This is a genomic window from Neorhizobium sp. PAMB6630 (assembly GCF_058242775.1).
In genome coordinates, this window is the sequence record NZ_CM177836.1 from 1945589 (window position 1) to 1960098 (window position 14510).

Genomic DNA, 14510 nt, shown 5'->3' on the forward strand with positions numbered 1-14510 from the left:
AGGATCGCGTCGCGGGATCAACGGCATGCCGGTTTTTTCTCATGCCAGCCGGTCCCCGATCAGAAACTGCAGAGCGCGGTCGAGACGGATATGCGGCACCGAGAGCCGGATGCCGCCGCTGTTTTCCTCAACAGAGGGTGGGCGAAAGCGCACGATGTTGATGTGCGGGGTCGCGCCCTCTTCAGGTGTTGCGGAAGGTTCCTTAAAAAATGAATCCGGTTTGACCGGCAAGTCCCCAGGAAAGATCGCGGTTCTGCGGTTGCCATCAAAAACTTCGCCATTGATCCGCTCGCCGGCCATCGGCGTTCCGGTGATGACGGGCAGGAGATCGCCGTTCTCGCGCACGGTCGCTTCCCGTGTGGCGCGCACCGAAGCAATCGCCATCACGTCGATACCGGCGCCGGCCATGCCGATGCGCTCGACCGCGCGGTCCACCAGCCGGCGCGTCAACGCCTCCAGCCGGTCATGGCTTTCGTGGTGCAGATGATCGGCCTTGGTGGCGGCCACCAGAACCTTGTCGATACGCCGGCCGAGCAGCGAGGACAGGATGGAATTGGTGCCGGGACGGAAACAGGCCAGCACATCCGACAGCGCGCGCTCCAGATCCTGCACCGCTTCCGGGCCGCGGTTCAGCGCCTGCAGCGCATCGATCAGCACGATCTGCCGGTCAAGCCGCGCAAAATGCTCGCGGAAAAACGGTTTGACCACCACCGACTTATAGGCCTCGAAACGGCGCTCCATCATGGCGCCGAGCGTGCCTTTTTCAAATCTGTTGTCACCGAGGTTCGGCAGCGGCGCAAAGGTCAGCGCCGGCGAGCCATCGAGATCGCCCGGCATCAGGAAGCGGCCGGGTGGCAGGGTCGAAAGGGAGCGCTCGTCGGATTTGCAGGCCTTGAGATAGGCGGCAAAAACCTCCGCCAGCCGCCGCGCGGTCATCTCGTCGGCGGGGGCTGCCGGATCGACGCTTTGCGCCAGCGCCATCCAGTCGCGCGCCAGTTCTGCGCGAACGCCGGATTTCGCCAGCTGCACGGTGTTGCTGGAGAAGGTGCGGTAATCCTGGCCGAGCAGCGGCAGGTCGAGCAGCCATTCGCCGGGATAATCGACGATATCGATGGAGAGTTTGCCGGCAGAGAAAAAGCGGCCCCAGCCGCTGGCGCTCTGGTATTCGAGAGTGAGGCGCAGTTCGGAAATGGCGCGCGTCGAATCGGGCCAGATACGGTCGCGCACCAGCGCCTGAATGTGATCCTCATACTGGAAGCGAGGAATGGCATCATCCGGCTGCGGCTCCAGCCGCACGGAAGACAGCCTGCCGGAGCGGGCCGCCTCAAACAGCGGCAGGCGCCCGCCATGCAGGAGATTATGCACCAGCGACGAGATGAACACCGTTTTTCCCGCCCGCGACAGGCCGGTAACGCCAAGCCGCATCGTCGGATGGACGAGGCCGCTTGCCCGATCGGCAAGGTTATCCAGCGCAATCAGCGCATCGTCGCGAAAGGAGGTGAGGGATGTGGCCAAGGCAGGAACCCGTTGATGCTTCGTGTTGACCATATAGGCACGACAGTCGGCGGAAAAAGGGATACGCGGCCGGCCGACCTGTCAAAAGCGCAGCAGCGGAACCGCTCCTGGCTGCTATCGCATAAGAATCAGGCCGTCAGGAAATCGCGCAGCGACCAGCTGCCTGTAAGGGCTGCCACAGGGCCGCCATGATCGAGCACGGCAAGGCCGGCCGTCGGATAACCGCTGGGGATGACGGCGGCGGTGCGGTCTGGGCCGATCATCGCCTCCAGCAATTCTTCCATGGTGGGATTATGGCCGATCAGCATGACAGATTGCGTTTCGTTCTGCGCGGAAAGCACCGCCAGATAGGTATCGAGCGGGCCGTTATACAGCTCGTCGATCATCAGCATCTCGCATTCGCCGCCAAAAGCCCGGTGCATGGCATCCGCCGTTTCGCGACACCGAACGGCAGTGGAGGAGATGAGAAGATCGGGGCGATAGCGTTTATCGGCGGCAAGCGAGGCCACCACTTCGGCTTCGCCATAACCGTGGTCATCCAGCGTCCGATCGAAGTCCCGTGCGCCCGGTTCAGGCCAGCCGGAACGGGCGTGGCGCATCAGGTAGATCCTTGAGGGCGGCGGTTCGACAATGGTCATGGGCGGTCCACACTGATGACCGGATAGCCCGCAGAGGACCATCGGATCGTTGCTCGAGATGTTCGAGTATCCCGCCATCCGGCGTGGCGTCAACTGCCCCTTCGCCTGTCCCATTTCGGGGCCGGCATCGTTGCAGCCACCGGACACCCGTAAACGCGGCCAAATGCCGATGCCCGTAAAAACGCATAAAGAATAGTCGTTTAGCTGATTTTTATGTCACTTTTAAAAATGCCTTTAGCGTAACCACAAGGCTTGAATCAGCACACCGGAATGGAGTATAGACCCCGGCGTGAGAGCTGTTCTTCAGGAGAATCGCGTTGAGTGAGAAGATCGACCTTAGCAGCTACGTCCTCTCGGAAGAAGACGAATTCATGAATGCCAAACAGAAGGCATACTTCCGAGCCAAGCTCATTGCCTGGAAAAATGATATCCTCCGGGAAGCGCGGGAAACTCTCGGCCACCTTGCTGAAGAAAGCGCCAATCATCCCGATCTTGCAGACCGAGCCTCGTCAGAAACCGACCGTGCCATCGAGCTTCGTGCTCGCGACCGCCAGAGAAAGCTGATCTCCAAGATCGATGCGGCTCTGCAGCGGATCGATGACGGCACCTACGGTTACTGTGAGGAGACCGGCGAGCCGATCGGTTTGAAACGCCTTGACGCAAGACCGATCGCGACGCTTTCCATCGAGGCGCAGGAACGTCATGAACGCCGCGAAAAGGTTTATCGCGACGAGTGAGACTTTCCTTTCCCTCTCTTGAGGGTATCAGGGACTTCGATTTCCAGGCACGCATCCTTGCGTGCCTCTTTTTTTGTCCGTTTTTTGCGAGGTCTTGCCGGCACACGGTTTTCTTGCGCTGACGCGCTGAAGCACAAGATGCCGGTCAGACGAATTGGCCCGGTTTTTCGGGTGAAAAACCTACCGCTCGTCGCGTGTGACCGACATCTCGCCGAAAATACGGGCAATTTCAGTCTGCAGCGACGGTTCCGGTGTGGCGCCTGTCACACGCGGATTGGCCGGATCACGCCGCGCCGTCAGCGGCGCATTTCCGGGTGATGCACCTGGGCGCTCATCCCGGTTTTCGGCCCGGTTTGCGGCAAGATTGCTCGCCATTTCCTCTTCCAGAATGCGATCGAAGGCACTGCCCAGCGGTCGCTCGGATGCCGGGCTTGATGGCAACGAGGCGGGAGGAATGTTTGCCGACGCCGATGTCGAGGCAAAGGGCAGCGGATTGGCGGACGGTGTCGATTTGGCGGTGGTCTCAGTGGATTGCGTCGCGGTGCCCCGCGCGCGCTGCTCTGTCGGGAGCGAGCCGGACTGAAGCACACGGCGCCTGGCGATATCCAGCGCATCGCTGGCCGCACCGAGGTCGCCGGCAGTCATTTCCGCTGTGGACTGCTCCTGTGCGGCTTTTTCCGCCGGGGAAACAGCGGCGTGCGGCATGTCCGGTTCCCTGCGGCGATCGCTGACTGGCGCTGTGCGGCGAACGGGCGGCTGGATGCTCTCGCCGGCTTTTTCCACCTCGACGGACGAACTGGGGCTCGAAATCGGCATGGCATCTTTCGGGGCAGGCGTCAGCGCAGGTTCGACGGAGGGGGCGGGCCGTGCCGCGGCACGCGGGGCAGGGCGTGTGTCCCGGCTGGTTTCCACCGGTTGCGGGATATCTCGGAACTCGGTTGGCTGCACCGGCTGGCTTGCGATCTGGCGCGGCGGCGCGGAAAGTGCCGGCTGGCGGGCGCCAGCCTCAAGCCGCGGCTCTGCCGGCTGTTGTTCCAGCGCCTGAGTGTCGCGGAGCGCCTGCTGTTCGGCAAGCGGCCTGATGCCGCTTTCGATGACCACGTCTGTGGGACCGCCGATCATCACGAGGTGTTCGACATCATCTCGGCGCACCAGCACGATCCGCCGGCGCGCATCGACGGCGGCCGCATCCAGCACCTGCAGGCGCGGCTGGCGGTTCTTGCCGCCGCGCAGGAAAGGCGAGGGACCGCTGCGGCGACGCACAAGCCAGAGCACAGCCACCAGAAAGACAAGGCCGAAGCCAACGCCGAGCACGGCAATCACGAAGCGGCTGCCGTAGTCGCTCATCAATTGCTCCACCATGTGTTTGCCACTCCTTCGAGATTCTGTCTGTGTCAGGGTTCTGCGCGGCGGATCTGCCATCGCTGCATCGACACGTGTCGTTTCGGTCACAACCTAGGCAAGCCGCAAGCCCGCGGCAAGCATGCCCGCCGATAGAGCCTTGAACCGGCCCGCGCCGTGGTAGATGCCGGCCCTGTTGCCATTATGGCAGATATGGACGGATGCGGGTGATCGGCAATAGGAATATGAATGTCTTCAACGGGTTTCTTGGTCGCAGCGCTTTTTGCGGGGTCCGCAAGTTGCTATGGAAGAGGAATGGACCGATTCCATGGCCGCGCTTGTTCAGTAACCGGTCGAAATGCGAGGTGTGATGACGAAGTCGCGACCGATCGGCAGTTATGACGCGCCTTTGGTAGACCGGGGAACGCGCGGCGGGACCGTGCTCAGGCTTCTGCTCCTGGCGCTGGTGCTTGTGGGCGTCTCCATCGCCTTCGTGGTGTTCAAGGACGCCATGGATAATGAGATCGTGCTGGGTGTGCTCGGCGTGCTGGCCATGGTCGGCATATTTTTCATTGTCTCCTCGATGATCGGCCTTGTCGAGGTGATGCCGAAATCCCGCTCCGACGAATTTGCCGCAAGTTATCTGGCAGGCCATCCCGATGGCATTCTGATCACCGATGAGCGCGGCCGCATCCTGTATGCCAATTCCGCCTATGGCAAACTGACCGGCGCCACCAAGGCCAGCAATGCCCAATCGCTCGAGACACTTTTGTCAAAAAACCGCGAGGCGACCGAGGCGCTTTATCGCCTGACGGCAGCGCTGCGCGACGGGCGCGAGGGCCATGAGGAATTTCGCCTGCTGAAACCGCTCGGACGCGGCACGGCGAACGGCTCCGGTGCCCACTGGTATCGGCTGAAGGCCCGCATCCTGGTCTCGCCGCTTTTGCCGATGCCGCTCGATGTCTGGCAGATTGCCGACATCACCTCCGAGCGCGAGGAGCAGGAACGCTTCTTCCGCGAGTTGCAGAATGCCATCGACTATCTCGACCACGCGCCCGCCGGCTTTTTTTCCGCCGGCAAAAAGGGCGAAGTGTTCTATCTCAATGCAACGCTTGCCGAATGGCTGGGGCTGGACCTCACCAAATTCGTGCCGGGCTCCATGGCAATTTCCGACATGGTGGCAGGCGAGGGCATGGCGCTCATCCAGTCCGTGCAGGCCGGCCCCGGCCAGAAGCGCACGGAAACGCTCGATCTCGATCTTCGCCGCAGCAATGGCCAGAGCCTGCCGGTGCGCCTTGTTCACAGCGTGTCTTCCATGCGCGACGGGGCGCCGGGCGAAAGCCGCACGATCGTGCTGGCCCGCTCCAAGGGCGAGGGCGGCGACCAGTCGGCATCTGCCATGCGCTTTACCCGCTTCTTCAACAACACGCCGATGGCGATTGCCTCCATCGACGGCGACGGCAAGATTCTCCGCATCAACGCGCCGTTCCTGCGCCTGTTTGCCGGCGTGGTCTCCCGCGATGACGTGGAGGCTGGCGCAAAGCTCGACGTGATTGTGCATGAAAGCGCGCGCAGCGACCTGCAGCGGGCACTGGCCGACGCCAAGGATCGCCAGGGCGACATCGCCCCCATCGATTGCCGTTATCCTGGCGACGAGACGCGCCATGTGCGCTTTTACGTCAATGCCGTGATCGACGAGAGCGACGAGGCGCCGGAAGAGGTGGCCATCGTTTATGCCGTGGAGACGACCGAGCAGAAGGCGCTCGAGACCCAGATGGCGCAGACGCAGAAGATGAACGCGGTGGGCACGCTTGCCGGCGGCATCGCGCATGACTTCAACAATGTGCTCACCGCAATCCTTCTCTCCTCCGACCATCTGCTGCTGCAGGCGCGGCCCTCCGACGCAAGTTTTGCCGACCTGATGGAAATCAAGCGCAACGCCAACCGCGCCGCCGTTCTGGTGCGCCAGTTGCTGGCGTTTTCGCGCAAGCAAACGATGCGGCCGGCGGTGCTGAACCTGACCGACGTGGTGGGCGACCTGCGCATGCTGGTGGACCGCCTGATCTCAGGCACCAATGTGAAGCTGGACGTGGATTACGGCCGCGATCTTTGGCCGGTGCGCACCGACCTTTCGCAGTTCGAGCAGGTGCTGATCAACCTCTGCGTCAACGCGCGTGATGCCATGCCGCAGGGCGGCCAGATCCGCATCCGCACCCGAAATGTGACGGCAGAGGAAGCTTCGGTTTTCGTGAGCGCTCGCCTGCCATCCGACGATTTTGTCATGGTTGAGGTCTCCGACAACGGCACAGGCATTGCGCCCGAAATCATGGACAAGATTTTCGAACCGTTCTTCACCACCAAGGAAGTGGGCAAGGGCACCGGCCTTGGCCTCTCCATGGTCTATGGCATCGTCAAACAGTCCGGCGGCTACATCTATCCCGAATCGGAAGTGGGTAAGGGCACGACCTTCCGCGTCTTCCTGCCCCGCCACGTGCCGGAACCGGTGGTGGAACGTCCTCACGGCCACCTCCCCGGCGAGGCACCGACGGACGCCGGTGCGCCTCAGCCACGCATCGAGGCGGCCACCGCCTCCAAAGCCCTGTCCGGTTCCGAAGATCTCGATCTCACCGGAAATTCCGCCGTGGTACTTCTGGTAGAAGACGAGGAGGCCGTGCGGCGCGGCGGCAAACGCATGCTCGAAACCCGCGGCTACACCGTCCACGAGGCGGGTTCCGGCACGGAAGCACTCGAGATCATGGAAGAGCTGGATGGCAAGGTGGACATCGTTGTCTCCGACGTGGTGATGCCGGAGATGGATGGGCCCTCGCTGCTGCGCGAGTTGCGCAAGACCTATCCCGACCTCAAGTTCATCTTTGTCTCGGGCTATGCGGAGGATGCCTTTGCGCGAAACCTTCCGGCTGATGCCAAGTTCGGTTTCCTGCCAAAGCCCTTTTCGCTGAAACAGCTGGCTGTTGCCGTGCGCGAAATGCTCGACCGGGAGGAATGACCGGCAACGATCCGCAGTCGATGAAGGGCGCGGAACACAAAAAGAACATTCACCGGTTTACGGTGTTAAAACAAGAGGATGAACTCCTCTTGCAAAATGAGAACAAAAAGTGTACATACTGATCAATGGCTGCTTCATTGCGAGCGCGGCTGCTTTAACCTAAAGGTGGATCAGATGGCACAGAATTCATTGCGGCTCGTAGAGGACAAAACAGTGGACAAAAGCAAGGCGCTGGAAGCGGCACTTTCGCAAATCGAACGCTCTTTCGGCAAGGGCTCGATCATGAAGCTCGGTGCAAACGAGAGCGTGGTCGAGATCGAAACCGTATCGACGGGCTCGCTCAGCCTCGATATCGCGCTCGGCATCGGCGGATTGCCGAAGGGCCGTATCATCGAGATCTACGGCCCGGAAAGCTCGGGCAAGACCACGCTTGCGCTGCAGACCATTGCCGAAGCCCAGAAGAAGGGCGGCATCTGCGCCTTCGTTGATGCCGAGCATGCGCTCGATCCGGTCTATGCCCGCAAGCTGGGCGTCGATCTGCAGAACCTTCTGATCTCGCAGCCGGATACCGGCGAGCAGGCGCTCGAAATCACCGATACGCTGGTGCGCTCCGGCGCGGTTGACGTTCTCGTCATCGATTCGGTGGCGGCACTGACGCCGCGGGCCGAAATCGAAGGTGAAATGGGCGACAGCCTGCCGGGTCTTCAGGCACGTCTGATGAGCCAGGCACTGCGCAAGCTGACCGCCTCGATTTCGCGCTCGAACACGATGGTCATCTTCATCAACCAGATCCGCATGAAGATTGGCGTGATGTTCGGTTCGCCGGAAACAACGACAGGCGGCAACGCGCTGAAGTTTTACGCCTCCGTGCGCCTCGACATCCGCCGCATCGGTGCGGTCAAGGAACGCGAAGAGGTTGTCGGCAACCAGACGCGCGTGAAGGTCGTGAAGAACAAGATGGCACCGCCCTTCAAGCAGGTGGAATTCGACATCATGTATGGCGAAGGCGTGTCGAAGACCGGCGAACTCGTCGATCTCGGCGTCAAGGCTGGCATTGTGGAGAAATCGGGTGCCTGGTTCTCCTACAACAGCCAGCGCCTTGGCCAGGGGCGTGAAAACGCCAAGAGCTTTTTGCGCGACAATCCGGAACTGGCACGCGAAATCGAGATGTCGCTGCGCCAGAACGCCGGCCTGATCGCCGACCGCTTCCTGCAGAACGGCGGTCCGGAACCTGATGACGGCGAGGGCGAGCCCGACGCATAAGCTTTACCTCCCTTGAACGGGGCATAAGGACGGCCGCGCATCCCCGCAAAGATGCGCGGCCGCTTTTCGTCGTGCTGGACAGGGTTCCGTTCCGACGATAAAAGCCAATGGAATTTTGACGGTAAGGCTGCTGGGGCGGCTTAGAAGGGCATGGCATGAGTGGCGTGAATGAGATCCGGTCGACCTTCCTCGACTATTTCCGCAAGAACGGTCACGAGGTGGTGTCCTCAAGCCCGCTTGTGCCCCGCAACGACCCGACGCTGATGTTCACCAATGCGGGTATGGTGCAGTTCAAGAACGTCTTCACCGGTCTTGAGAGCCGTCCGTATTCGACCGCGACCACCTCGCAGAAATGCGTACGCGCCGGCGGCAAACACAACGACCTCGACAATGTCGGTTATACCGCGCGGCACCTGACCTTCTTTGAAATGCTCGGTAACTTTTCCTTCGGCAATTATTTCAAGGAAAACGCCATCGAGCTGGCCTGGAACCTCGTCACCAAGGGTTTCGACCTGCCCAAGGACCGTCTGCTGGTGACGGTTTATGCCGAGGACGAGGAGGCAGCCAGCCTCTGGAAGAAGATCGCCGGTTTTTCCGATGACAAGATCATCCGTATCCCGACCTCCGACAATTTCTGGCAGATGGGCGATACCGGCCCCTGCGGCCCGTGCTCGGAAATCTTCATCGACCAGGGCGAAAGCGTCTGGGGCGGCCCTCCCGGCTCGCCGGAAGAGGATGGCGACCGGTTCCTCGAATTCTGGAACCTCGTGTTCATGCAGTTCGACCAGTCGGCGCCCGGCGAGCGGTCTCCACTGCCGCGCCCGTCGATCGATACCGGCATGGGTCTGGAGCGCATGGCCTGCATTCTGCAGGGTGTCCATAGCGTCTTCGACACGGATCTTTTCCGCACGCTGATCGCTGCGACCGAAGAAGTGGTCGGTGTAAAGGCCGAAGGCGACGTGGCGGCAAGCTTCCGCGTCATCGCCGACCACCTGCGCTCGTCTGCCTTCCTGATTGCCGATGGCGTGCTGCCGTCGAACGAAGGTCGCGGTTATGTTCTGCGCCGCATCATGCGCCGCGCCATGCGCCACATGCAGCTGCTCGGCGCCCGCGAGCCGCTGATGTGGACGCTGCTTCCGGGCCTGATGAGCGAAATGAGCCGCGCCTATCCGGAACTGCTGCGTGCCGAAAGCCTGATCTCCGAAACGCTGAAGCTGGAAGAAACCCGCTTCCGTGCCACGCTCGCGCGCGGCCTGACGCTTCTGTCGGATGCCACATCGGATCTCGACAAGGGCGACAGCCTGGACGGCGAGACGGCGTTCAAGCTTTATGACACCTATGGTTTCCCGCTTGACCTGACGCAGGACGCTCTGCGTGCCCGCGGCATCGGCGTTGATCTCACCGGCTTCAACGACGCCATGCAGCGCCAGAAGGCCGAAGCCCGCGCCAGCTGGTCCGGCTCCGGCGACAAGGCCACCGAATCGGTCTGGTTCGAGTTGAAGGAAAAGCACGGCGCGACGGAATTTTTGGGCTATGACACCGAAACCGCCGAAGGCGTGGTGCAGGCTATCGTGCGCGATGGCGCCGTGATCGAGACGGCATCTGCCGGCGACACCGTGCAGGTCGTCGTCAGCCAGACGCCGTTTTACGGCGAATCGGGCGGCCAGATGGGCGATACCGGCCTTATCTCGACCGACACCGCAAAACTTACCGTGACCGATACCCTCAAGAAGGGCGAGGGCCTGTTCGTTCATATCGCCATCGTGTTCGAAGGTGCGCTGACGGCTGGCGAACCCGTTGTGCTGACCGTCGATCACGCCCGCCGCTCAAAACTTCGCGCCAACCACTCGGCCACGCATCTTCTGCATGAGGCGCTGCGCGAGGTACTGGGCACGCATGTGGCGCAGAAGGGTTCGCTCGTCTCGCCGGATCGCCTGCGCTTCGACGTGTCGCATCCCAAGCCCATGTCGGCAGAGGAGTTGCAGACGGTCGAGGACATGGCAAACGCCATCATCCTGCAGAACGCGCCGGTGACGACCCGCCTGATGAGCGTCGATGATGCGATTGCCGAAGGCGCCATGGCGCTTTTTGGGGAAAAATATGGCGATGAGGTGCGTGTGGTTGCCATGGGCACCGGCATCGAGGGCCAGAAGGCCGGCAAACCATATTCCGTCGAACTCTGCGGCGGCACCCATGTGACGATGACCGGTGATATCGGCCTGGTGCGCATTCTCGGCGAAAGCGCCGTCGGCTCCGGCGTGCGCCGTCTCGAGGCGGTGACGGCAGAAGGCGCCCGCGCCTATCTCGCCGAACAGGACGAGCGCGTGAAGACGCTGGCCAGCACGCTGAAAGTGCAGCCGGGCGAAGTGGTCTCGCGCGTCGAAGCGCTGATGGACGAGCGCAAGAAGCTCGAAAAGGAACTCGCGGATGCCCGTCGCAAGCTTGCCATGGGCGGTGCGCAGGGCACGCCGGCCGATGAGATCAAGGACATCGGCGGCATAAAATTCCTCGGCAAGGCCATTGCCGGCATCGATGCCAAGGACCTGAAGGGCCTTGTGGACGAGGCAAAGACCGGCCTTGGCTCTGGCGTTGTGCTGTTGATCGGTGTCGGCGCCGATGACAAGGCGAGCGCCGTGGTCGGCGTCACGTCGGATCTGACGGCCCGTTTCAGTGCGGTTGATCTGGTGCGGGCAGCCTCGATTGCGCTCGGCGGCAAGGGCGGCGGCGGCCGGCCGGATATGGCGCAGGCCGGTGGTCCCGATGGCAGCAAGGCAGGCGAGGCGATTGACGCCGTGTCTGCGGCGCTTGCTGGCTGACAATGGAAAAAGCCCCGGCGTCGCCGTGACGCGCGGGGTTTATGCCGAGGGCGCCTGTGGCGCCTTTCGGCAGAACAACTGGACTGGAGACGGATGTGACGCTGGCAGCGGCGATCGACGAGATCGAAGATGGGGCGTCTGGCCTGCCGGAGACGGACGGTTTTCTGAACGGGCTTTATGCGCACGCGCCGCAGACCACCGCCTTCAACAAGCTGCGCAAGCGGCTTCTGAGGCAGGTGCGCCAGGCGCTTGACGATTTCGGCATGCTGAACGGCCAGAAGCGCTGGCTGATCGGACTGTCCGGCGGCAAGGACTCTTACTCGCTGCTGGCACTTTTGATCGATCTTCAATGGCGCGGGCTGTTGCCGGTTGAACTGGTCGCGTGCAATCTCGACCAGGGCCAGCCGAATTTTCCAAAACATGTGCTGCCGGATTATCTCTCTTCGATCGGCATGGCCCACCGCATCGAATACCGCGACACCTATTCTGTGGTGAAGGAAAAGGTGCCGGAGGGTGCCACCTATTGCTCGCTCTGTTCTCGGCTCAGACGCGGCAATCTTTATCGGGTTGCGCGTGAGGAAAACTGCGAGGCGCTGGTGCTTGGCCATCACCGCGACGATATCCTCGAAACCTTCTTCATGAACCTTTTTCATGGCGGGCGGCTGGCCGCGATGCCGGCCAAACTCTTGAACGACGAGGGTGATCTTCTGGTGCTGCGGCCGCTGGCCTATTGCGCGGAAGAAGACCTCGAAAGGTTTTCAAGCGCCATGCAGTTTCCGATTATTCCCTGTGATCTCTGCGGCTCGCAGGACGGGTTGCAGCGCAATGCCATGAAGACGATGCTGACGACAATGGAAACGCAGATGCCCGGCCGCAAGGACCGCATGCTGCGGGCGCTTTCCCACGTCAATCCGTCACATCTGCTCGATCCCGCCCTGTTTGATTTTTCCGCTCTCGCTCCTGTTTCCAAAGATTGAGGTTTGCTGATGTCGATTGATGTAATGGCGCTTGCCGACGTTTTGCGCCGGGCCGCCAAGGCCGAGATATTGCCGCGTTTTCGCCGGCTGGGTGCCGATGACATTCGCGAGAAAAGCGAAGCGACGGACCTGGTGACAGAGGCCGATATCGAGGCCGAGCGGATGATCAGGGCCGAGCTGGAGACGCTGGCACCGGATGCGCTGTTTGTGGGAGAAGAATCGGTCGCCGCCGATCCGGCACTGCTGACGCGGATTGCCGGCGCCGATCTGGCCGTGATCGTCGATCCGGTCGATGGCACCTTCAATTTCGCCTCCGGCATTCCAGCCTTCGGCGTCATGGCCTCTGTCGTCTACAAGGGCGAGACGGTGGCCGGCATTATCTATGACCCGATGGGCGATGACTGGGTGATGGCGGAAAAGGGCGCCGGTGCCTTCCTGCGGCGTCCGGATGGCGATGCGGTCAGGCTTTCCGTTGCCGCGCCAAAGCCGCTGGATGCGATGATCGGCCTGGCCTCGACCGGCTTTTTCTTCGGTGACGAGCGCCGCAGGATCCTCTCCAATCTCGCCAAGGTGCGCATGTTTGCCTGCTATCGCTGTGCGGCGCAGGAATATCGTGCGCTGGCCGGCGGACATGTGGATTTTGCGCTCTACAACAAGCTGATGCCGTGGGATCACCTCGCCGGCACGCTGATTTCGCAGGAAGCGGGCGCCCATGCGGCGAAATTCGATGGCAGCCCCTACCGTGCGACGGATATGAAGGGTGGCCTGCTCGTTGCAAGCGACCCCGACAGCTGGCATCGCCTGCGCGATGAAATCATCGCATAAAGCTTTCTCATCCCAAAGAAAAAGGCCCCGGTGCGATGCATCGGGGCCTTTTTTTTCATCAGTGCCTGGCGCCTCAGGCGCGAGGATTGTGCGCCTGGAAGAGTTTGCCCTTTTCGGCGATCAGCACAAAGACCAGCCCGATGATCGACACGGTGAAGAAACCGAGAACCATCGGCAGCGCCGTTCCGTTGAAGGCCTGACCGATGACGGCGCCGATCGCTGCTCCGCCGACCGTGCTCATGAAACCGAGGACAGAGGACGCGGTGCCGGCGACATGGCCGAGCGGCTCCATGGCGAGCGAGTTGAAGTTGGCGCCGATCCAGCCGAACATGAACATGGCGCAGCCGAAGAAGCTCAAAAACAGCAGGAAGGGCATCGGCTGCGGCCCAAAGATCTGCACCAGCATCCACACGAACGTGACGAGGATGAAGCAGAGCAGGGAGGCGTGTGAGAGCTTGCGCATGCCGAAGCGGCCGACGATGCGGGAGTTGATGAAGGAGGCAAGCGACATGAAGGCAGCAACGGCTGCAAAGGCCACCGGGAACCAGTGCCCCAGCTGATAGATGCCGACATAGACCTGCTGGGCGGAGTTGATGAAACCGAACAGGGCGCCGAAGATGAACGTGGCCGAAATCGTATAACAGAGCGCCACGCGGTTGGTGAGCACGATGCGGAAGCCCGCCACCACGGACGTCAGCGTCAGCGGGCGCACGTCTTCCTTCGCCAGAGTTTCCGGCAGGCGCATGCACATCCAGATCAAAAGCAGGATGGCCATGACGCCGATGAACAGGAAGATCATGTGCCAGTCGCCGCCGAGCATGATCAGCTGGCCCGTGCCCGGCGCGATGATCGGCACGATCATGAACACCATCATGATCAGCGACATGACTTCCGCCATGGCGCGCCCGCCAAACACGTCGCGCACGATCGAGACGGTGATGACGCGGGTGGAGGCCGCACCGGCGCCCTGGATGAAGCGCAGCGCCAGCAGCAGCGCAAAGGACGGCGTGGCAACGATCGCAAACGAGCAGATGATATAAATCACCAGGCCGATGATCATCGGCAGGCGGCGCCCGAACCGGTCCGACATCGGGCCATAGAGCAGCTGCGCAAAACCGAAGCCGAAGAGATAGGACGAGACGATATACTGGCGGGCGTTCTCATCCTCGACCTGAAGGGCAGCGCCGATTTCCTGAAGAGCCGGCAGCATGATGTCGATGGCGAGCGCATTGAGGGCCATCAGCATGGCCATAAGCGCAATAAATTCTACCTTGCCCATGCCTTTCAGGCGGGCAGGCGCAATGTTCGGTGCGGATGTCACGGTTTTCATTCCTGAAAATACAAAAGGCGCCGCAAAAGGCGGCGCCTCGATCTCAACTGATCATGGTCCC

10 protein-coding genes are annotated in these 14510 nt (G+C 61.7%); 6 read left to right on the forward strand and 4 right to left on the reverse strand.

Annotated features, from left to right (window positions below):
• Nucleotides 1-39 precede the first annotated feature (39 nt).
• Nucleotides 40-1515, reverse strand: coding sequence for a YcjX family GTP-binding protein (locus AC4CWF_RS09155; protein WP_491285115.1), 1476 nt, complete (start codon nt 1513-1515; stop codon nt 40-42).
• Between the two features lie 128 nt (nt 1516-1643).
• On the reverse strand, nt 1644-2153 hold the full coding sequence (locus AC4CWF_RS09160; protein ID WP_491285116.1) for a SixA phosphatase family protein: 510 nt from the start codon (nt 2151-2153) through the stop codon (nt 1644-1646).
• Between the two features lie 317 nt (nt 2154-2470).
• On the opposite strand from AC4CWF_RS09160, the gene dksA reads away from it, so the two are divergent.
• Entirely contained in the window at nt 2471-2890 is a 420-nt protein-coding gene (gene dksA / locus AC4CWF_RS09165) for an RNA polymerase-binding protein DksA (protein ID WP_491285118.1), read from the forward strand.
• A gap of 180 nt (nt 2891-3070) precedes the next feature.
• Here dksA and AC4CWF_RS09170 read toward each other — a convergent pair whose 3' ends face one another.
• Nucleotides 3071-4252, reverse strand: coding sequence for a flagellar biosynthetic protein FliO (locus AC4CWF_RS09170; protein ID WP_491285120.1), 1182 nt, complete (start codon nt 4250-4252; stop codon nt 3071-3073).
• Between the two features lie 349 nt (nt 4253-4601).
• Between AC4CWF_RS09170 and cckA the strand changes: the two genes are divergently transcribed.
• The 5 genes from cckA to AC4CWF_RS09195 all read left to right on the forward strand — a co-directional run bounded on the left by cckA (nt 4602) and on the right by AC4CWF_RS09195 (nt 13119).
• A complete protein-coding gene (gene cckA, locus AC4CWF_RS09175) occupies nt 4602-7238 on the forward strand; it encodes a cell cycle histidine kinase CckA (RefSeq protein ID WP_491285121.1) in 2637 nt (878 codons plus the stop codon).
• 174 nt (nt 7239-7412) lie between these two features.
• The gene (gene recA / locus AC4CWF_RS09180) at nt 7413-8501 is read left to right on the forward strand and encodes a recombinase RecA (RefSeq protein ID WP_491281387.1); all 1089 of its coding nucleotides are present in this window, start codon (nt 7413-7415) and stop codon (nt 8499-8501) included.
• Between the two features lie 155 nt (nt 8502-8656).
• Nucleotides 8657-11317: an alanine--tRNA ligase gene (gene alaS / locus AC4CWF_RS09185; RefSeq protein WP_491281388.1), complete on the forward strand. Its 2661-nt coding sequence runs from the start codon at nt 8657-8659 to the stop codon at nt 11315-11317.
• 95 nt (nt 11318-11412) lie between these two features.
• A complete protein-coding gene (gene ttcA, locus AC4CWF_RS09190; RefSeq protein ID WP_491281389.1) occupies nt 11413-12294 on the forward strand; it encodes a tRNA 2-thiocytidine(32) synthetase TtcA in 882 nt (293 codons plus the stop codon).
• Nucleotides 12295-12303: 9 nt separating this feature from the next.
• Nucleotides 12304-13119 carry an inositol monophosphatase family protein gene (locus AC4CWF_RS09195; RefSeq protein WP_491281390.1) on the forward strand — a complete coding sequence of 272 codons (816 nt, stop codon included), beginning with the start codon at nt 12304-12306 and terminating at the stop codon, nt 13117-13119.
• Between the two features lie 73 nt (nt 13120-13192).
• Here AC4CWF_RS09195 and AC4CWF_RS09200 read toward each other — a convergent pair whose 3' ends face one another.
• Nucleotides 13193-14398, reverse strand: a complete 1206-nt coding sequence (locus AC4CWF_RS09200; RefSeq protein WP_491285321.1) for a multidrug effflux MFS transporter — start codon at nt 14396-14398, stop codon at nt 13193-13195.
• Nucleotides 14399-14510 lie beyond the last annotated feature (112 nt).